The sequence below is a fragment of the Pseudomonas sp. R28(2017) genome (assembly GCF_002112505.1).
GTDB lineage: Bacteria > Pseudomonadota > Gammaproteobacteria > Pseudomonadales > Pseudomonadaceae > Aquipseudomonas.
The window spans coordinates 220,801-240,365 of the sequence record NZ_NEHW01000001.1; the positions used below are offsets into that span (position 1 = coordinate 220,801).

Consider the following 19,565-nt stretch of genomic DNA (forward strand, 5'->3'; position numbering starts at 1 on the left):
AAAGCCCGTGAATACGGGCTTTTTCGGGGTTTTGCCATTGAGGTGCCGCCGGTTATCCGGCGCAGGATTGCCGATAGCGGCAATCCTGCACCGACGCCTTCGCGGGCATGCCCGCTCCCACTGGGATCGCGCAAAACCTGTGGGAGCGGGCGCGCCCGCGAAGAGGCCAGCACAGGTCAATCAAGGCTCGCGGCAACCGCCATTGCTGAATGGACCTGCGAATTTCTTCCAGCCATCGCCCGGCGGCCATTGCGAGCACACCAGCCGGCCATCCACCTGGCTCTCCCAGCGCCACCAGGGCGCGGTGCCGGCCTGGGCCTGATACAGGCAAAAAGCGGCGATCAATGTGATGACCAGCCTTTTCATGATCCCTCCTGCAAATACGACTGACCCCTTCACGAGAAAGGGGTCAGCCCACACACGCTCAGCCAGCGACCATCAGGTCATCTGGATGATGGTCTGCATGATGGTGCTTTCGGTGGAGATGGTCTTGGCGTTCGCCTGATAGTTGCTCTGCGCCTTGATCAGCTCGACCAGCTCCTGGGTCAGGTTGACGTTGGAGTTTTCCAGCGAGTTGGACTCGACGCTGCCCAGGGTGCCGGTCTTCGGCGCATCGATGCCCGGGATGCCCGAGGAGTAGGTCTCGGTCCAACGGGTGCCGCCGATCTGCTGCAAGCCCTGGTCGTTGGCAAAGCTGGCCAGTGCCACCTGGCCGATGGCGCGCGACTGCTGGTTGCTGAAGCTGGCGAACATCACACCCGTGGAGTCGATGCTCAGGCTCGACAGGATGCCGGTGGCATAACCATCCTGGGACTGCGACATGCGCGCGGTCTCGGTGTTGTACGAGGTGGTGCTGTTCATCGACAGGCGCAGGCCGTCGGTGTTTTCGGTGGAGCCGTTGGCGATCCAGTTGCCACTGGCATCCTGGGTGGCCGGGATCCAGCCTTTGAGCGTAAAGGTGTTGTTGGTCACGCTCCATTCGGCACCGGCCGGCACCCCGGTGGTGTCAGTGGCCATCGATGCGACGCTGCCATCGCTGTTGAAGCCGATGGTGCCGGTCAGCGGGGCAGCACTGGTCGGATCCATCGGATTGCGGCCGTCGACCAGGGTGTACATGGTCCACTGGTTCGTATCGGTCTTGCGATAGAACTGCTCCATGGTGTGCTCGTTGCCCTGGCTGTCGTAGATCTTGGTCGAGAACGACTTCGTGTACGACGTTTCGTCAGTCGGGTCGAAGACGATGTCACCGGCAACTGGCGGCGTCGATGGCAACGGGATCGACTTGGCCGAGGAGTTCAGGTTGATGCCCTGGTCGATCAGGCTGGTGGCCTTGGGCTGCAGCGCCGAGGTGTCGATCTGCAGGTCGGTCAGCACGCCCTTCTTGATATTGCCGTTGGCATCAGCGGCATAGCCCTGCAGGCGCAGGCCATCGGAGGTGACGACGTAGTTGTCCTTGCTGGTCTGGAAGGCACCGGCACGGGTGTAGACCATCGAGCCGTTGTCGGACAGCACGAAGTAACCCTGCCCCTGGATCCCCATGTCCAGCACGTTGCCGGTATTGTTCACGTCACCCTGGGTGAACTGCTGGGAAACTGCGGCCAGGCGCACACCGTTGCCGACCTGGTTCTTGCCCACGCCCAGGCGGTTGGCACCGGCGTAGACGTCGGCGAACTCGGCACGCGAGGACTTGAAACCGGTGGTGTTGACGTTGGCGATGTTGTTGCCGGTAACGTCCAGCTGCTTGTTGGCTGCGTACAGACCGCTAAGGCCGATATTGAAAGACATGCTGTTGCTCCTTGTGCCGTTCTGGCCTTAGATACCGATGGTTTGTACGTCGGACAGGGAAACCTTGCCGACCCCGGCGAGGTTGAGCACCATCTCGCCCGTGGTGTTGAAGCTGACGCTGGTGACCTTGGCCGGCAGCAGGGTGTTCATCTGCACCGCCTTGCCGTCCACGGTGGTGGTGGCAGTGAAGGTGTAGGTGCCCGGGTCGACCTTCTCGCCACTGGCGTTGGTGCCGTCCCAGATGAAGTCGGCATAGCCGGCTTTCTGCTCACCCACCTCAATGGTCTTGACGGTGTTGCCGTCCTTGTCCTTGACGGTGATCTTCGCCCCATCGATGGCCTGCGGCACGACGAACTGGGCATTGAAGCTGTTGGCGGTGTCGACCACGGCCTTGTCGTTCTGCACGATCACCGAGCGACCGACCAGCGACGAGGCCTGCAGCGCCTGGGACGAAGCCATGGCACTGGTGATGTTGGTGACCGACTCGTTCAGCGAGGTAATGCCTTCGAGGCTGCTGAACTGGGCCAACTGGGCCACGAACTCGCCGTTGTCCTGCGGGTCGAGCGGGTTCTGGTGCTGCATCTGGGTAACCAGCAGCTGCAGGAACGCATCTTTGCCCAGCGAGCTGTTGCCGGTCTGGGACGCGGTGTCGGTGGTGGTCTTCTTGGTGGTACCGGTGCTGACACCGGACGCCGCGAGGACGTCGTTGAGGTTTACACCGCTGGTGGTATCGATGGCCATGGTCCGGCTTCCTTATCACTGACCCAGGGTCAGTACTTTCTGCATCATGTTCTTGGCGGTGTTCATCAGCTCGGCGTTGGTCTGGAACGCCCGGCTGGCGGAGATCATGTCAGCCATCTCCTCGACCACATTGACATTCGGGTAGTAGACGTAGCCGTCCTTGTTCGCCGCCGGGTGATTCGGCTCGTAGCGTGCTTCCAGGTTGCTCTGGTCTTCGACGATGCCCTTGACCTGCACGCCCTGCCCTGCCTCGCCCTGGTCCTCGAACAGCGACTGGCTGACGCCGCTCTGCGCGTTCTGGAAGGTGGTGGCGAAGACCGGGTGGCGCGCGCGGTAGGTCTGGTCGATGCTCGACGACACGGTCTCGGCGTTGGCGATGTTCGAGGCAACGGTGTTGAGGCGGGTGTTCTGCGCGCTCATGCCGCTGCCGGCAATGTTGAAGACACTGGAAAGGGACATGAATTACTCTCCGCGCAGGGCTGAAACCAGCCCTTTGAATTTACTGTTGAGCAAGGTGAAGCTGGCCTGGAAGCCGATGGCGTTTTCCGTGTAGTTCGATTGCTCGATCTGGGCGTCCACGGTGTTCTGGTCGATCGACGGCTGGGTCGGCACGCGGTACTGCATGGTGTCGTCAGCCATCGCCAGGCCTTCGGCCTCGATGTGGCGGCTGTTGGTGCGGTCCATGGCGAAGCGGCCGCTTTGCTGCTTCTGGCTCTCGGCGGCGAGCACCGAAGAGAAGTCCATGTCACGCGCCTTGTAGTTGGGCGTGTCGGCGTTGGCAATGTTGTTGGCCAGCACTTCGGCGCGCTGGGCGCGGAAGCCCAATGCCTTTTCGTGAATGCCAAGCGCCTTGTCGAAACTGATGCTCATGTCGGGGAAACCTTCGAAGGTTGGCCGGAATTTCGTTGAGCAAGGTATAGCAAGGGCTGTGCCACATTCTTCAAAGCCCGGAAATACTGGGCTGTGGCGGATTCAGGTAATGGCGCGATGCCAGAAAAGCGGCAAAGTGCTTCCGCCTGGCGAAGGGAAAGCGGCAATTGCCGGGTGGCAAAAGCGGCAAATCAAAAAATTGACGTCAGATGTTGGGGCGGGTGTATCGCGCTGGATGTGTGCCGCTCAAGATCGCCAAATCCCTCCAGCCGTACCCCTCGCAGCCCCCCCCCAATCCCGAACGTCCCCCACCAGCAACGAATCGACTTTTCCTACAACTGACTCAGGAACGTCCTACCCCCACCCCATGATGTGATTCCCCTGCACAAAACTGGCAGGGAGACGCCTCATGCTGCTCTGGCACATCGTGCCCACCTGGCACGATATCGAGTCACGCATCACCGATGAAATGGGCTATCAGGGAGGCGCTCATTTCCGTACCTACCTCAACCAAGAGGTGCCATCACTGGCCCTCCAGCTGCGCCGTGTCGACAGCGTGCGGCGCGCTTTCTACAAGGCCGAATGGGTAGCGGGCGAACTGCTGCGCCAGCGCTTCGCCGACCTCGACATCAAAACCATCCTCAACGACCTGCTCGGCGTCGCCGAACAGATGGCGATGATCGTCGCCGGCACTGCCCTCACCGGCGGCCTGCTCGGTGCCGGCATCGGTGCCTTCGCCGGCGGCGTCGGTGCATTTCCCGGCGGCGTTGCAGGCACCGCCATCGGCTTCAAGGTCAGCGGCTGGATCCTCGGCGTGCTGGGCATCGCCTCCCTCGCCGAGTTCTTCGTCGACGGCTTGCCGCGCATCGGCGAGTACTACCTGGACGGCATCGGTATCGCCTGGGAAGGCCCACGCGGTGAACAGGGGCTGAACGCGTTCAGCCAGGACAACCCGTTTGCCATCAATCAGGCCGCGCATTTCATTGCCACCGGGCATGTGGAAGTGGTGATGCTGCTGTTGGGCGCCATGGTGTCCTACCTCACCCGCGGGGGTGGCAATGCGGGTGTGTTGGCTCAGGAAATGGCCGCCAGCAAGAAGGGCGCGAGGATTGGGCAATGGATGCTCAAGCATGAGGAGGCCCTGAAGAAACGGCCGGACCTGCAGGTGCCGGAGCGGCGCAAGGTAGCTATGGCCGGCCAGGAACCTGAGGTACCGTTCACCCACAAAAATGACAACGGGCCGACGAAAAGCCGACCGGGCTTCATGGCATTGCATCACGTCGAATGCTTTAAAACTGGCAAATTGCCAGAGTATAAGACAGGGGAATTCAAACGACAGTTGAATGGCCAAGAAGATGGGCTCAACTGGATGACGGTTGAGGAGTTTTTGGAGAGCGTTACGTCCCCAAACAAACGAAATCCCGGAATTGCCCAAAAAGCGAGGGTAAATTATGAGGACGACATCCGAATCAGTATTGCACAAGAGCTTCGAAAAACACTCGACCCATTAGACGCTGAATTGGTCGCAATCGAAAAAGCCAAAAACCGGATGTCTGTGCTAGCTGCGCTGCACAACCCTGACCTCATAGCAGGCGGCAAGGATAAAATTTCCGATTTCGGCGACCGCCAAGTGAACTCTGTAATAGGACCACAATGGAAGACGAAACTACCAAACCTCAAAAGGGCAGCCGAGATGGTTCCAGCAGAACTTCGAAGCACAACACGCATGAACACAAAACTGCACAAGTGCTAAGAGGGCACCCATGATGGATAAAGTTTTTGCCAGGTTCATCGAAATTTTTGGACCCGCCATCGACCGCAGAGAGGTGCCTCCGTCAAGCCTCGAACGCTACAAAGACAAGCTACCCCCTAAGCTTCTGGAGTACTGGGCCGAGCATGGCTGGGGAGGATACGGGGAAGGCATTATCTGGTTAGTCAACCCTCAGGATTACGAAGCTGTCGTGGCGTCGTGGATAGAAAACACACCACTCCACTCGCAAGATTCTTATCACCTCATCGCCAGAAGCGCATTTGGTGACCTCTACCTGTGGGGCGAGAAAACCGGAGCATCACTAACAATATCAAGCGTTAGCTCTCAGTATGTATTCCATAAAACCAGTTTTAAAAAGGCGGAACTGGATGCGGAGCTTCAGGGTTTTATCCTTTCAAGACGAGTGGAGTCGAACGACTTTAACGATCTGTTCAAGCCCGCCCTAGAAAAACTGGGCAGCCTCAAGCATGACGAAATGTATGGGTTTTTCCCAGCACTCATGCTGGGCGGCTCTGACTCTCTCAAATTCTTGAAAAAAATCAGTGCAGTTGAACATTTGATTTTCCTTGCTCAACTCACTGACCTAGAGCCATATTTTTTTTCGGAAGTACCGACTTGAGCATATTGTTCAGCAAATCGAGAGCCGCCTTACGGCGGCTCGTTTGACGGGCGCTACAGAGCCACCGACATGCACCCCAGGCGCTCCGTTCTCACTTCGCCTGGTAGATGATCCCCGGGCTGCACTGGACCATCTGGTAATGGTCCGGCAACCCGTTCAGCGCCTCCGAGGCACCCAGGAACAGGTAGCCCCCGGGCTTCAGGGTGCTGTGAATACGCATCAGGATGTCCTTCTTCACCTGCGCCGAGAAGTAGATCAGCACATTGCGGCAGAACACGATATCGAACTTGCCCAGGCTCGCGTAGCTATCGAGCAGGTTGAACGAGCGGAACTCGACGCGGCTGCGGATAGCCGGCTTGACCGCCCAGCGCCCCGGCCCCTTGGTGTCGAAGTAGCGCTGCAGGCGCTCCTGGGACAGGCCACGGGCAATCGCCAGGCTGTCGTACTCACCGGTCTTGCAGTTGGTCAGCATCGAACCGGACAGGTCAGTGGCAACAATCTGCGCCCCCATCTTCAACTGGCCCAGGTTGCTGCGCTCGAATTCGTCGATGGCCATCGAGATCGAGTACGGCTCCTGCCCCGACGAACAGGCTGCCGACCACATGCGCAGGCGCTGGCCGGGGTTGTTCCTGATGAACTCGGGGATGACCTTGTTCTTCAGCACTTCGAACGGGTAGGTATCGCGAAACCACAGGGTCTCGTTGGTGGTCATGGCATCCACCACCTGCTCGCGCAGGCCGCCTCGCGGCTGGGTCTGGATGCGTTGCACCAGTTCGCCCAGGCTCTTGATGCCCTGCTGCTCCATCAGCTTGTTGAGACGGCTGGAAACCAGGTACTGCTTATTCTCGCCCAGCAGGATGCCACAGGCTTTTTCCAGGAAGACCCTGAACTGTTCGAACTCTAAATTACCCGTAGACACTACTGCCGCCTCTTTTCAATCACTGGTGCCGGGAGCATGCCCCCGGCTGCTTCAATGCGCTGCCTTGATCCGGTCGACCACGCGCTGGGCCAGGTCGTCCGGCTTGAACTTGGCCAGGAAATCATCGGCCCCGACCTTCTTGACCATCGCCTGGTTGAATACCCCGGACAACGAAGTATGCAGGCAGATGTGCAATTTTTGCATACGCGGGTCGCTGCGGATCTCTGCGGTAAGCGTATAGCCGTCCATTTCCGGCATTTCAATGTCGGAGATCATCATCAGGAACTCTTCTTCCGGCTTCTTGCCCTCGTCCACCAGCTTGCGCAGGTAGTCCAGGGCCTGACGGCCATCGTTGAGCGCCACCACCTCCACACCCACCGTCTGCAGGCAGCGGCTGACCTGCTTGCGCGCCACCGACGAATCGTCGACGGTCAGCACCCGCAGGAGCGTCGCCTTGTCCTGCACCTCGGCATCGACCACGCCGGCAGACACCGACTCGGACGACGGCGCCACTTCGGCCAGCACCTTCTCCACGTCGATGATCTCGACCATGCGGTTGTCGACCCGGGTGACCGCGGTCAGGTAATGGTCGCGGCCCGTGCCCTTGGGTGGCGGATGAATCTCTTCCCAGTTCATGTTGACGATGCGTTCGACCGAATGCACCAGGAAGCCCTGGGTCTTGGTGTTGTACTCGGTGATGATCACGAAACTGTTGCGCGTTTCTTCCTGCAACCCTGGCAGGCCGGTCGCCATCGACAGGTCGAGGATCGGGATGGTCGCCCCGCGAATGTTGGCCACGCCGCGCACCACCGGGTGCGACTTGGGCAGCACGGTCAGCTCCGGGCACTGCAGCACCTCGCGGACCTTGAACACGTTGATGCCGTAAAGCTGCGCCCCGTTGAGACGGAACAGCAGCAACTCCAGGCGATTCTGCCCGACCAGCTGCGTGCGCTGGTTGACTGAATCCATTACCCCCGCCATGCCTGACTCCTTATGCTTTCTGCCTTTTTTGGTGCTACGTGACCACCAAGTCGGCACGGGCTTTGCTTTTTTGAGCGCCATGTACACGAAAACGACAAATTTCCGACGACTGACGCACCTGCTGAGCGGCTCGCTCGCCGTGCTGTGCCTGCTGGCACCCGGCGTTCGCACGCTGGCGGACGCGGTTACCTTGCCTGAACAGCTTATCGGTGTCACCCAAGGGTTTCTTGAATTCAGCGTCGAGGACTACCTGGCCACCACCCAGACCCCGGGGCGCTACGAAATCCAGGTCAACCCACTCGACCCGCGCCTGCGCATGCCGCTGTGCAGCCAACAGCTGGACGCCTCGCTGGAAAGCCCCGCGCAACCGCTGGGCCGGGTGACCGTGCGGGTGCGCTGCGACGGCAGCGCGCCGTGGACCATTTTCGTGCCGGCCACGGTAAGGCTGTTCCGCGACGTGGTGGTGGTGACCCGCCCGCTCAAGCGTGACAACGTGGTCGGCGAAGGCGACGTGGCCCTGCGCGAGCGCGATGTCGGCACGCTGCCCCAAGGCTTTCTCACCGAGCTCGACCAGGCGGTGGGCATGAAGATGCTGCGCCCGACGGTGCTCGACCAGGTCCTCACACCGCAACACCTGGAGCAAGCCGAGGTGGTGCGCAAGGGCGACCATGTGGTGATCACCGCGCGCAGTGGCCCCTTGAGCGTGCGCATGCCTGGCGAAGCCTTGGCCAAGGGCGGCCAGGGCGAACAGATCCGGGTGCGCAACCTCAATTCGCAGCGGGTGGTGAAGGCCCGGGTCACCGGCCCGGGCCAGGTCGAGGTCGCCATGTAGATTGCGCTGGCGGTGTGCAACTGCTTTTTCTAAACTGTGCGGAAACGGGTTGGCGAGCTTGCTGACAGGCGGCGATGCATTTGTGCCTAAAGTTTCTTTCGGGTTGGCCGAAAACAAGGCAAGCGTCCAAATACCCAGAGGTTTCTGATCATGGTCATCGACTTCAGTCGTTTGAATAACTCTCCGTCCATCACGGGCGGCGTTCGTGGCAATGCCACGTCCGGCAACGCCGAGAAAACCGGCGAAACCCAAGAAGCGCCAAAAAGCGCCAGCGCCAGCGGAGAAGCGGTACACCTCAGCCAAGAGGCCCAGCAGTTGCAACAGGTCAGCGACAAGCTGCGCGACCAGCCCGTCGTCAACAGTGCCCGCGTGGCGCAGTTGAAGCAGGCGATCGCAGACGGCAGCTACCAGGTCGATGCCGGCCGGGTCGCCAGCAAACTGCTCGATTTCGAAGCCCAGCGCTGACCGTTCGGCGCGCTGACTTCACGGACGCTATGTAAAGCCAAGAGTTAGCCATGCACGACATCACTTTGCTGCAACTGATCGAAGACGACATCGCTCCGACCCAGGAACTGCTCGACCTCCTGCAGCAGGAGTCGGTGGCTCTGCACGGGCGCGACATGGCGCCGCTGGAGGGCATCCTGGCCCGCAAGCAGTCGCTGATCGTCCTGCTCGAGCAGCAAGGCATGCGCCGCAACAACCTGCTCACCAGCCTCGGCCTCAGCGCCAACCGCGCCGGCGTGCAGGCATTGGCGGCACAATCGGACAACGGCGAGCTGATCATGCAGCAGCTCGATGTGCTGACCCAGTTGATGGACGCCTGCCAGAAGGTCAACGAGACCAATGGCCGGATCATCCAGGTGCAGCAACACGTCACGGCCAACCAGATCAGAATCCTCCAGGGCGGCGAAGCGCCGTCGCTCTACGACAGCCGTGGCGCCACTTCACCACTTGCCAAGCCCCGGGCGCTCAGCCAAGTGTGATTACTTCTATCAAGGCACGGAACATACTGGCAAAATGCCGTTACTTGCGTGTGTCGTTTTTGCCTGGAGATTGAAAACCCGTGTTCAATGAAACCGATGCCCCGCAACCGCCAAAGGTGCTGAACACGCCCTTGGAGATCGCGGCCAACCTGCGCCAGCTGCAAGATAGCCATGATCCGCTGATCATCACCTTCCATGAGCGCAGCCAGCGGTTCCAGAGCTACGTGGTACACGTGGACCGTGACAGCAATAGCCTGGCGCTGGACGAGATGATCCCGCGCGACGGCGAAAAATTCATCGAGAACGGCGAACCGTTCCGTGTCGAAGGCTTCCACGACGGCGTGCGCATCGCCTGGGAATGCAATCACGAGCTGAAGATCAGCGAAGTCGACGGCCACCGCTGCTACCGTGGCGCGATGCCGGAAGAGATGACCTACCACCAGCGCCGCAACGCCTTCCGCGCCGCGCTGAAGCTTTCGCAACTGGTCGACATCATGCTTGACGGCAGCTTCCTCAAGGGTAACGGTGCCTTGCGCGGCAAGCTGCTGGACATTTCTGCCACCGGCTGCAAGCTGCGCTTCGAGGGTAATGTCGAGGACCGCCTGCAACTGGGCCAGGTGTACGAGCGCTTCAAGGCCAGCAACCCACTGGGCCTGGTCGACACCATGGTCGAGCTGCGCCACCTGCACTTCGAAGAGCGGATCAACACCACCTTCGCCGGCGTGCGCTTCCATAACCTCAATGGCCAGGCGCAGCGCAAGGTCGAGAGTTTTGTCTACCAGCTGCAGCGCGAGGCGCGGCGGTTCGACAAGGACGATTATTGATCCCGGCGCGGATGGGCGTCTTTTCAACGCCCACCCCCTCAACCGCTTTTCCTTCACCCTAAAAGTCTTCCTGCTGCTTTCAGCCCTCCCCCTCGCCGACCCTGCTTGCTCGCACCCACCTCCGGGTGCATTGTGAGTAGGAGGTTTTATGTACCCCGGCAACTTTACGGCTCAAATGGAAATGGTACTGGGGCCGTCATACAGGCAATACCCAGATGTTGGAATAGTTGACTCGCTGAATCCGCGCCTGGACGGCTGGCTATGTACTGACACGCATGAGCACTACAGACCCATGAGGTTCTTGTTTACCTACCTCGGAGAAGATGAGAGCGGTATCAACTACCGCATCACTGCCGCAGTGGGATGGGAATATGCCGGCGCAATGCTCCGGGAAAGCATGAATGGGTGGATAGGGATGCAAGGGTTCGCGATCGGCAGGCTTGTGGATTATGTAGCCACTGCCAGGCCGTTTGGCTCGGACCCTATTTGGCGAATAAAAAAGCTGACCGACTGGGACGGTGATTTCAACACTTTGAACACTGTTGAATTTCAGCTGCTGAACAGCGACGGCCATGCGATGTCAGTCAGGGCATACACGCACAGCGCCAAATTCAGAAAAGGAACGCCCGGTAGATCCCACAGCTTCATCTACTTCTATGCGGAGGATGAAGACAGGTATGAACCGGCTCGGTTCAGGCTAGTGCACAGCAAGCGAGCCTGAGCAGCGACCTGCTTCGCAGCACCCTGCCGTTGTGCTGCGAAGTCCATACACACCAAGCGCATGGGGTGTCTGCATTACCTTCTGCCCCGCCTGCCCATCCACAGTGTCAAGTCCCTTTCCCCACACTGGCCAAGCTTCCTGCTGCCCCAAGCACAACCCTGCTCCTATCGTGCCTGCTCGCACTCACTACCGGGTGCCCTTTGAGCAGGAGGTTTCATGAGTTCTACCAACTTCACGGCGATACTGGGTTCAGATAAAGGAACGATAGGCGTGGTTGACTCCACCGTGAACCCGCGACTGGATGGCTGGCTATGCCCTTATAATCATGACAAGTTCACATCCATCAGGTTTAAGTTCACCTTGCAAGGTGAACATAACGGGGACAGGTCCTACCACATCAGTGCAGCAGAGGGTTGGGCCTATGCCGGCGCATTGGTCCAGACAAGCCTTAGCGGGTGGGTGGGGCTCTACGGGATAGGCGTGGTCGGCAGGCTTGTGGATTATGTGTTGGCGGCCAACTCTCGTGGCCCGGATCCACGCTGGCGAATTCGAACACTGACCGAATGGGACGGTGATTTGAAGACCTTGGAAAATGTTGAGTTCCATTTGCTGGACCGACATGGCCAGGCAATGTCGATAGAATCTTACAGGCACGAATCTATCTCACCCTCCGGCGAAATCGGCAAACGAGCGACGGTAAGTATTTCATACGCCGACTATGTGAGCGTGAACAAAGAAGCCCAGTCCAAGAAGATACGTTTCAAACTGCGCGACATCCGCAGCGCCTGACAGCCAGATAGATGGCAGACGACCAACCTTGTCAAATCCAGCTCAAGCCATTGGCAACCTGTCGCAGACTTCACCCCGAAAACGCCACCCACACGTGGCGTTCTTGATCGACCGACAGCGTTGAAACACTTCCAGCTGATGGCGCCACAGGCGATTGCCTAGCGTTGCAGGCCCCCACTTCCAGGTGCATCGGTGCACAGGAGGCTTGATGATTCACGCTAATTTCACCGCAGAACTTCACTGCCGCCATGGCCAGATCGGCGATGGCTGGCTGGGCCTGTACGGCACCCATGTGGCGGGGCGCATCATCGACGCGTTCAACCCGGCCAATCTGTTACGCAATCGCATGCAGGAGACCTTGAAGGGGACATTCTGAAGTTCACCTTGCGCAACGTGACACTGGCCTGAGCCAACCTGCGCCAACTGGCTGCTCGGGGATGAGCCCCGCCCAGCCAGCACACCGAGCCTCAACCTGACTTGCCCACCTCGGCCTCTGTCTCGGCGGCCACCTTTGCCCCCTTTTGCTCCTCGGCCTCGGTATCTTCCGCCGCAACCGGTGCCTGCATCACCTCCTGCACGGTCTGCTCATCCACCCGAGGGTCGAGCGCCGCCGACAGGGGTGAACCCGCCGCTGGCATGGCCACGTGGCCCAGCGGCGCATCCTGCACCTGATGCAGGCCGGTAACCGCCTTGGGCCGAATGCGCCACACCAGCACCAGGGCGAAGAATGCGAAGAAGGCATAGAGCATCTGCGGCCCCAGCACCTTCATCAGCACCCCTGCCGCCAACGGCCCGATACACGCACCCACGCCGTAGGTGACCAACAGCATGGCGGTCAACGACACCCGCCGCTCGCTTTCCACGTGGTCGTTGGAGAACGCCACGGCCAACGGGTAGAGGCAGAACTGCAACAACGAAATGACGAAACCGATGCCGAACAGCACCTCCAACGGCACACTCGGCAGAAACGCCAGTGGCGCCGAGGCCAGCGCCAGGCCCACCGCCACACTGCGGATCAACACCGCCCGGTCATAGCGGTCGGACAACCAGCCCAACGGCCACTGCACCAGCAGCCCGGCAAAGATGCAGCACCCCATGAACAGACCGATCTGTTCGGTCGACATCCCCTGACTGGAGGCATACAGCGGCGCCAGGCCGTAGAACGAACCGACGATCAGCCCCGAACCGAGCACCGTGCTGAGCGACTGCGGCACCCGCTTGATGAAGAACTTCGGCTCCATCGGTGCCGGGCGCAACGGCGCCGGGTGGATGCGCCGGGTCATCGCCACCGGCACCAGGCACAGCGCGAAGCACATGGCGACCAGCATCAGCAGTTCCGGGCCGAGTTGCGGGTGCACCACCAGGATCAGCTGGCCGAGCACCAGGCCAAGGTAGGAAGCGATCATGTAGCCGCTGAACACCGCGCCACGGTGCTTGGCGTCGGCCTGCTCGTTGAGCCAGCTCTCGATCACCATGTACTGGCACATCATCCCCAGGCCGACGATCATCCGCAGCCCGACCCACACCGGCAACCAGCTGGTCAGCCCATGCCCCAGCACCGCTGCGCCGACGATACCGGCGCAGGTGGCATAGGCGCGGATGTGCCCGACCCGGCCGATCAGCCGATGGCCGACCTTGCCGCCCACGGCCAGGCCGAAGTAGTTGGCCGCCATCAGCGCACCCACCCACAGGCTGTCGACATGATCGGCCGCCAGGCGCAGCGCCAGGTAAGTACTGAGCAGGCCCGAGCCGATCAACATCATCAAGGCGGCGAAATACAACGACTGAAAGGGCTTCCAGATGTTTCGCATACGTCCCGTCGAACTCCCTGGTCAGGTGGCGTTGGCTTGCTGGCAAGCATAAAAGCAAAATGGCCACGGCGCAGTCCCCTGCCCAACAAATAGCCAGCCAGGGGCGCGTCCAGTGCCGGTCGTGTCGCGATCAGGCCTGTGCCGCCAGCACGCGTCGCTCCCACGGGGTGATCTCGTTGAAGAAATCCGTCAGTTCCAGGGTCTTGCTGGCGATGTAGCCTTCGATGAACTCGCTGCCGAACAGTTCCCGCGACAGGGCACTGCGCTTGAGGCGATCAAGGGCGGCATGCAAGGTACACGGCAGGCTCAGGTGTTCCGGCACCTCGAACTCGCCCTGGATCGCCGGGGTCGGCTGCAGGCGCTGCGCGATGCCGTGCAGGCCGGCGGCCAGGCTGGCGGCGATGGCCAGGTAAGGGTTGGCATCGGCGCCGGGCAGGCGGTTTTCCACCCGCCGGGCCACCGGGGCACTGGCCGGAATGCGCAAGCCGGCAGCGCGGTTGTCCTCGGACCAGCAGGCGTTGTTCGGCGAGGCATACGGATGGCACAGCCGCTGGTAGGAGTTGACGTTGGGCGCGAACAGCGCGGTGAAGTCGGCCATGCACGCCTGCTGGCCACCAATGAAATGGTAGAAAGTCTCGGTCGGCTGGCCCTTCGCGTCGCTGAACACGTTGCGCCCGCTGGCGATCTCCACCAGGCTCTGGTGAATGTGCATCGAGCTGCCCGGGGTATGCGCCAACGGCTTGGCCATGCACACCACGCTCAGGCCGTGCTTGAGCGCCACCTCCTTGAGCAGGTGCTTGAACAGGAAGGTCTGGTCGGCCAGCAGCAACGGGTCGCCATGCAACAGATTGATCTCGAACTGGCTCACGCCCATTTCGTGCATGAAGGTGTCACGGGGCAGGCCCAGGGCCGCCATGCACTGGTACACCTCCTGGAAGAACGGGCGCAGGCCGTTGTTGGAGCTGACGCTGAAGGCCGAATGGCCAAGCTCGCGGCGGCCATCCTTGCCAACCGGTGGCAGAAAGGGTTGCTGCGGATCGGTGTTGGGGGCGAAGACGAAGAACTCCAGCTCGGTCGCCACCACCGGCGCCAGGCCCAGGGCGGCGTAACGGGCGATCACTGTCTTGAGCTGCCCCCGCGTCGACAGCCCCGAAGGCCGGCCATCGAGTTCGTTGGCGTCACAGATGGCCAGCGCCAAACCCTCCTCGCTCCACGGCAGGCGGTGGATCTGCGCGGGTTCCGCGACCAGCGCCAGGTCGCCGTCATCGCTGCCGTAGAAGCGCGCCGGCGGGTAGCCACCCATGATGCATTGCAGCAGCACACCCCGGGCCATCTGCAGGCGGCGGCCTTCGAGGAAGCCTTCGGCGGTCATCACCTTGCCGCGGGGGACGCCGTTGAGGTCGGGGGTGACGCATTCGATCTGGTCGATGCCCTGCAGGAGCTCGGCGGGCGAGCGATGGGCGGCGGTGGTCATGACGCTTGTCCTTGTTGTTATAGGCTGACCACAACATAGGCTTGGGGTGTTTAAAATATCAAGCACCTGCATTCAGGACCGCGTCGCCTGCTTCGCGGGCAAGCCCGCTCGCACAGGAACACCACCGGCCTGAAAGCTGTGCAGTACTTGTGGGAGCGGGCTTGCCCGCGAAGAGGCCGGTGCAGGCAACCACTATTCCCGCAAAGTCATGCCATTCGAAGGCAACGGCAAAGCGGTCTTGTACCTCACCTGCTTGAGGGCAAAGCTCGAACGGATGTTGGCCACCCCCGGCAACCGTGTCAGGTAATCGAGAAAGCGCTCCAGCGCCTGGATGCTCGGCAACAGCACCCGCAGCAGGTAGTCAGGGTCACCGGTCATCAGGTAGCACTCCATCACCTCGGGCCGTTCGGCGATCTCTTCCTCGAAGCGGTGCAGCGCCTGCTCGACCTGCTTCTCCAGGCTGACATGGATGAACACATTCACATCCAGCCCCAGCACCTGCGGTGACAACAGGGTCACCTGCTGGCGGATCACCCCCAACTCCTCCATCGCCTTGACCCGGTTGAAACACGGCGTCGGCGACAGGTTCACCGAACGCGCAAGTTCGGCGTTGGTGATGCGAGCGTTGTCCTGAAGGCTGTTGAGAATGCCGATATCGGTACGATCGAGCTTGCGCATGAGACAAATTCACCGGTTTTTTGTGTTTATCCGGAATGTTTATCTCCCCTGCCAGGCAAAGGCAATCAACTTGAGAGAAAAATTCTTCTGCCCTGCCACTAAGATGTAAATGACGCTGACCTACCAGTCACAAGCCGGTACTCAGCGGCGGCCGCTTCAGAGCTCACAAAAACAACATCCGAGCGAGCGTAAAAAGCATGAACGAGTACGCCCCCCTGCGTTTGCATGTGCCCGAGCCCACCGGCCGGCCAGGCTGCCAGACCGATTTCTCCTACCTGCGCCTGAACGACGCAGGTAAAGTCCGTAAACCCCCGATCGATGTCGATGCTGCCGACACCGCCGACCTGTCCTACAGCCTGGTCCGCGTGCTCGACGATCAAGGCAATGCCCAAGGCCCATGGGCTGAAGACATCGACCCGCAGATTCTGCGCCAAGGCATGCGCGCGATGCTCAAGACGCGCATCTTCGACAGCCGCATGGTGGTTGCCCAGCGCCAGAAGAAGATGTCCTTCTACATGCAGAGCCTGGGCGAGGAAGCCATCGGCAGCGCCCAGGCGCTGGCGCTGAACCGCACCGACATGTGCTTCCCCACCTACCGCCAGCAGAGCATCCTGATGGCCCGCGACGTGTCGCTGGTGGAGATGATCTGCCAGCTGCTGTCCAACGAGCGCGACCCGCTCAAGGGCCGCCAGCTGCCGATCATGTATTCGGTGCGCGAAGCCGGTTTCTTCACCATCAGCGGCAACCTGGCGACCCAGTTCGTGCAGGCGGTCGGCTGGGCCATGGCCTCGGCGATCAAGGGCGATACCAAGATCGCCTCGGCCTGGATCGGCGACGGCGCCACCGCCGAGTCGGACTTCCACACTGCCCTCACCTTCGCCCACGTCTACCGTGCCCCGGTGATCCTCAACGTGGTCAACAACCAGTGGGCGATTTCCACCTTCCAGGCCATCGCCGGCGGCGAGCAAACCACCTTTGCCGGCCGTGGCGTAGGTTGCGGCATCGCCTCGCTGCGGGTCGACGGCAACGACTTCGTCGCCGTGTACGCCGCCTCGCGCTGGGCCGCCGAACGTGCCCGCCGCGGCCTGGGCCCCTCGCTGATCGAGTGGGTCACCTACCGCGCCGGCCCGCACTCGACCTCGGACGACCCGTCCAAGTACCGCCCGGCCGATGACTGGAGCCACTTCCCGCTGGGCGACCCGATCGCCCGCCTGAAGCAGCACCTGATCAAGATCGGCCACTGGTCCGAAGAAGAACACCAGGCCACCACCGCCGAGTTCGAAGCCGCGGTCATCGCCGCGCAGAAGGAAGCGGAGCAGTACGGCACCCTGGCCAACGGCCACATCCCGAGCGCGGCCTCGATGTTCGAGGACGTGTACAAGGAAATGCCTGACCACCTGCGCCGTCAGCGCCAGGAACTGGGGGTCTGAGATGAACGATCACAACAACAGCATCAACCCGGAAACCGCCATGGCCACCAGCACACTGACCATGATCCAGGCCCTGCGCTCGGCCATGGATGTCATGCTCGAGCGCGACGACAATGTGGTGATCTACGGCCAGGACGTCGGTTACTTCGGCGGCGTGTTCCGTTGCACCGAAGGCCTGCAGACCAAATACGGCAAGTCGCGGGTGTTCGACGCCCCGATCTCCGAAAGCGGCATCGTCGGCACTGCCGTGGGCATGGGCGCCTATGGCCTGCGCCCGGTGGTGGAGATCCAGTTCGCCGACTACTTCTACCCGGCCTCCGACCAGATCGTCTCGGAAATGGCCCGCCTGCGCTACCGCTCAGCCGGCGAGTTCATCGCCCCGCTGACCCTGCGCATGCCTTGCGGCGGCGGCATCTATGGCGGCCAGACCCACAGCCAGAGCCCGGAAGCGATGTTCACCCAGGTCTGCGGCCTGCGCACGGTCATGCCGTCCAACCCGTATGACGCCAAGGGCCTGCTGATCGCCTCGATCGAGTGCGACGACCCGGTGATCTTCCTCGAGCCCAAACGCCTGTACAACGGCCCGTTCGACGGCCACCACGACCGCCCTGTCACGCCTTGGTCGAAACACCCGCAAAGCGCCGTGCCGGACGGCTACTACACCGTGCCGCTGGACAAGGCAGCGATCACCCGCCCTGGCAACGATGTCACCGTGCTGACTTACGGCACCACGGTCTACGTGGCCCAGGTGGCTGCCGAGGAGACCGGCGTCGACGCCGAAGTCATCGACCTGCGCAGCCTCTGGCCGCTGGACCTGGAGACCATCGTCGCCTCGGTGAAGAAGACCGGCCGCTGCGTGGTCGTGCATGAAGCCACCCGCACCTGTGGCTTCGGCGCCGAACTGGTGTCGCTGGTGCAGGAGCACTGCTTCCATCATCTCGAAGCGCCGATCGAGCGCGTCACCGGCTGGGACACCCCCTACCCCCACGCACAGGAATGGGCTTATTTCCCAGGCCCTTCGCGGGTAGGCGCGGCATTGAAACGGGTCATGGAGGTCTGAATGGGCACGCACGTCATCAAGATGCCGGACATTGGCGAAGGCATCGCGCAGGTCGAGTTGGTGGAATGGTTCGTCAAGGTCGGCGACGTGATCGCCGAGGACCAGGTGGTGGCCGATGTCATGACCGACAAGGCCACCGTGGAAATCCCTTCGCCGGTCAGCGGCAAGGTGCTGGCCCTGGGTGGCCAGCCAGGTGAAGTGATGGCGGTCGGCAGCGAGCTGATCCGTATCGAAGTGGAAGGCAGCGGCAACCATGTGGATGTGCCGCAGGCCAAACCGGTGGAAGCGCACAGCGCGCCTGTTGCACCCAAGCCCGAAGCGCCAGCGCCAGTGCCACAGCCGGCGGCCTACCAGGCCCCCGAGCAGCACGCTGAAGCCCCGATCGTGCCACGCCAGCCGGGCGACAAGCCGCTGGCCTCGCCGGCGGTGCGCAAGCGCGCCCTGGATGCCGGCATCGAGCTGCGCTACGTGCATGGCAGCGGCCCGGCCGGGCGCATCCTGCATGAAGACCTCGACGCCTTCATGAGCAAGCCGCACAGCCCTGCCGGCCAGGCGCCGAGTGGCTATGCCAAGCGCACCGACAGTGAGCAGGTGCAGGTGATCGGCCTGCGCCGCAAGATCGCCCAGCGCATGCAGGACGCCAAGCGCCGTGTCGCGCACTTCAGCTACGTGGAAGAAATCGACGTCACCGCCGTGGAGGCCCTGCGCCAGCAGCTCAATGCCAAGCACGGTAACACGCGTGGCAAGCTGACCCTGCTGCCGTTCCTGGTCCGCGCCCTGGTGGTGGCCTTGCGCGACTTCCCGCAGATCAACGCCACCTATGACGACGAGGCCCAGGTCATCACCCGCCACGGCGCGGTGCACGTGGGCATCGCCACCCAGGGTGACAACGGCCTGATGGTGCCGGTGCTGCGCCATGCCGAGGCCGCCAGCCTGTGGGCCAATGCCGGCGAGATCGCGCGCCTGGCCAACGCCGCACGCAACAACAAGGCCAGCCGTGAAGAACTGAGCGGCTCGACCATCACCCTGACCAGCCTCGGCGCACTCGGTGGCATCGTCAGTACACCGGTGGTCAACACCCCGGAAGTGGCGATCGTCGGCGTCAACCGTATCGTCGAGCGCCCGGTGGTGATCGACGGCCAGATCGTGGTGCGCAAGATGATGAACCTGTCCAGCTCGTTCGATCACCGGGTGGTCGATGGCATGGATGCCGCGCAGTTCATCCAGGCCGTGCGTGGCCTGCTCGAACAACCTGCCTGTCTGTTCCTGGAGTGAGC

Annotated in this window: 22 protein-coding genes; 12 read left to right on the top strand and 10 right to left on the bottom strand. The window is 61.7% G+C overall.

The genetic code is table 11. The features are described from left to right. Positions 1 to 180: 180 nt before the first annotated feature. The 5 genes from CAF78_RS01015 to flgB all read right to left on the bottom strand — a co-directional run bounded on the left by CAF78_RS01015 (position 181) and on the right by flgB (position 3,396). Positions 181 to 366 carry a hypothetical protein gene (locus CAF78_RS01015; protein ID WP_085677752.1) on the bottom strand — a complete coding sequence of 62 codons (186 nt, stop codon included), beginning with the start codon at positions 364 to 366 and terminating at the stop codon, positions 181 to 183. Between the two features lie 72 nt (positions 367 to 438). Continuing rightward, positions 439 to 1,785 (bottom strand): flagellar hook protein FlgE, encoded by a 1,347-nt coding sequence (gene flgE, locus CAF78_RS01020; RefSeq protein WP_085677751.1) that lies wholly within the window; start codon positions 1,783 to 1,785, stop codon positions 439 to 441. 27 nt (positions 1,786 to 1,812) lie between these two features. Beyond that, positions 1,813 to 2,526: a flagellar hook assembly protein FlgD gene (gene flgD / locus CAF78_RS01025; RefSeq protein WP_085677750.1), complete on the bottom strand. Its 714-nt coding sequence runs from the start codon at positions 2,524 to 2,526 to the stop codon at positions 1,813 to 1,815. A gap of 15 nt (positions 2,527 to 2,541) precedes the next feature. After that, positions 2,542 to 2,985, bottom strand: a complete 444-nt coding sequence (gene flgC, locus CAF78_RS01030; protein ID WP_027921143.1) for a flagellar basal body rod protein FlgC — start codon at positions 2,983 to 2,985, stop codon at positions 2,542 to 2,544. Between the two features lie 3 nt (positions 2,986 to 2,988). After that, positions 2,989 to 3,396: a flagellar basal body rod protein FlgB gene (gene flgB, locus CAF78_RS01035; RefSeq protein ID WP_085677749.1), complete on the bottom strand. Its 408-nt coding sequence runs from the start codon at positions 3,394 to 3,396 to the stop codon at positions 2,989 to 2,991. A 409-nt stretch (positions 3,397 to 3,805) separates the two neighbouring features. On the opposite strand from flgB, the gene CAF78_RS01040 reads away from it, so the two are divergent. Both CAF78_RS01040 and CAF78_RS01045 read left to right on the top strand, forming a co-directional pair. Continuing rightward, complete coding sequence (locus CAF78_RS01040) at positions 3,806 to 5,149, top strand: DUF6861 domain-containing protein (RefSeq protein WP_085691005.1); 1,344 nt, start codon at positions 3,806 to 3,808, stop codon at positions 5,147 to 5,149. A 13-nt stretch (positions 5,150 to 5,162) separates the two neighbouring features. Continuing rightward, a complete protein-coding gene (locus tag CAF78_RS01045) occupies positions 5,163 to 5,786 on the top strand; it encodes a GAD-like domain-containing protein (protein WP_085675922.1) in 624 nt (207 codons plus the stop codon). 91 nt (positions 5,787 to 5,877) lie between these two features. Here CAF78_RS01045 and cheR read toward each other — a convergent pair whose 3' ends face one another. Further along, on the bottom strand, positions 5,878 to 6,705 hold the full coding sequence (gene cheR, locus CAF78_RS01050; protein WP_085675892.1) for a protein-glutamate O-methyltransferase CheR: 828 nt from the start codon (positions 6,703 to 6,705) through the stop codon (positions 5,878 to 5,880). Between the two features lie 51 nt (positions 6,706 to 6,756). Continuing rightward, a complete protein-coding gene (locus tag CAF78_RS01055) occupies positions 6,757 to 7,686 on the bottom strand; it encodes a chemotaxis protein CheV (RefSeq protein WP_085675891.1) in 930 nt (309 codons plus the stop codon). Positions 7,687 to 7,765: 79 nt separating this feature from the next. On the opposite strand from CAF78_RS01055, the gene flgA reads away from it, so the two are divergent. The 7 genes from flgA (at position 7,766) to CAF78_RS28465 (ending at position 12,211) form a co-directional block, all read left to right on the top strand. Continuing rightward, positions 7,766 to 8,518, top strand: a complete 753-nt coding sequence (gene flgA, locus CAF78_RS01060) for a flagellar basal body P-ring formation chaperone FlgA (protein ID WP_085675890.1) — start codon at positions 7,766 to 7,768, stop codon at positions 8,516 to 8,518. 150 nt (positions 8,519 to 8,668) lie between these two features. Next, entirely contained in the window at positions 8,669 to 8,983 is a 315-nt protein-coding gene (gene flgM, locus CAF78_RS01065; protein WP_085675889.1) for a flagellar biosynthesis anti-sigma factor FlgM, read from the top strand. Between the two features lie 50 nt (positions 8,984 to 9,033). Next, positions 9,034 to 9,501, top strand: coding sequence for a flagella synthesis protein FlgN (locus tag CAF78_RS01070; protein ID WP_085675888.1), 468 nt, complete (start codon positions 9,034 to 9,036; stop codon positions 9,499 to 9,501). An 80-nt stretch (positions 9,502 to 9,581) separates the two neighbouring features. Further along, complete coding sequence (locus CAF78_RS01075; RefSeq protein ID WP_085675887.1) at positions 9,582 to 10,325, top strand: flagellar brake protein; 744 nt, start codon at positions 9,582 to 9,584, stop codon at positions 10,323 to 10,325. Between the two features lie 148 nt (positions 10,326 to 10,473). Then, positions 10,474 to 11,046 (top strand): hypothetical protein, encoded by a 573-nt coding sequence (locus tag CAF78_RS01080; RefSeq protein WP_085675886.1) that lies wholly within the window; start codon positions 10,474 to 10,476, stop codon positions 11,044 to 11,046. A gap of 216 nt (positions 11,047 to 11,262) precedes the next feature. Continuing rightward, positions 11,263 to 11,835: a hypothetical protein gene (locus CAF78_RS01085; RefSeq protein ID WP_085675885.1), complete on the top strand. Its 573-nt coding sequence runs from the start codon at positions 11,263 to 11,265 to the stop codon at positions 11,833 to 11,835. 208 nt (positions 11,836 to 12,043) lie between these two features. Then, the gene (locus CAF78_RS28465) at positions 12,044 to 12,211 is read left to right on the top strand and encodes a hypothetical protein (protein WP_158090037.1); all 168 of its coding nucleotides are present in this window, start codon (positions 12,044 to 12,046) and stop codon (positions 12,209 to 12,211) included. A gap of 91 nt (positions 12,212 to 12,302) precedes the next feature. Here CAF78_RS28465 and CAF78_RS01090 read toward each other — a convergent pair whose 3' ends face one another. The 3 genes from CAF78_RS01090 to bkdR all read right to left on the bottom strand — a co-directional run bounded on the left by CAF78_RS01090 (position 12,303) and on the right by bkdR (position 15,798). Further along, positions 12,303 to 13,646, bottom strand: a complete 1,344-nt coding sequence (locus CAF78_RS01090) for an MFS transporter (RefSeq protein ID WP_085675884.1) — start codon at positions 13,644 to 13,646, stop codon at positions 12,303 to 12,305. Between the two features lie 130 nt (positions 13,647 to 13,776). Continuing rightward, positions 13,777 to 15,018 (bottom strand): glutamine synthetase family protein, encoded by a 1,242-nt coding sequence (locus tag CAF78_RS01095; RefSeq protein ID WP_177408490.1) that lies wholly within the window; start codon positions 15,016 to 15,018, stop codon positions 13,777 to 13,779. Positions 15,019 to 15,312: 294 nt separating this feature from the next. Beyond that, positions 15,313 to 15,798 (bottom strand): Bkd operon transcriptional regulator BkdR, encoded by a 486-nt coding sequence (bkdR, locus tag CAF78_RS01100; RefSeq protein ID WP_085675882.1) that lies wholly within the window; start codon positions 15,796 to 15,798, stop codon positions 15,313 to 15,315. A 197-nt stretch (positions 15,799 to 15,995) separates the two neighbouring features. On the opposite strand from bkdR, the gene CAF78_RS01105 reads away from it, so the two are divergent. From CAF78_RS01105 to CAF78_RS01115, 3 genes are read left to right on the top strand one after another with little or no spacing between them, the layout of a single operon-like run. Further along, the gene (locus CAF78_RS01105; protein ID WP_085675881.1) at positions 15,996 to 17,228 is read left to right on the top strand and encodes a 3-methyl-2-oxobutanoate dehydrogenase (2-methylpropanoyl-transferring) subunit alpha; all 1,233 of its coding nucleotides are present in this window, start codon (positions 15,996 to 15,998) and stop codon (positions 17,226 to 17,228) included. Between the two features lies 1 nt (position 17,229). After that, entirely contained in the window at positions 17,230 to 18,288 is a 1,059-nt protein-coding gene (locus CAF78_RS01110; RefSeq protein ID WP_085675880.1) for an alpha-ketoacid dehydrogenase subunit beta, read from the top strand. Then, positions 18,289 to 19,563, top strand: a complete 1,275-nt coding sequence (locus CAF78_RS01115) for a dihydrolipoamide acetyltransferase family protein (protein WP_085675879.1) — start codon at positions 18,289 to 18,291, stop codon at positions 19,561 to 19,563. It begins immediately after the preceding gene. Positions 19,564 to 19,565 lie beyond the last annotated feature (2 nt).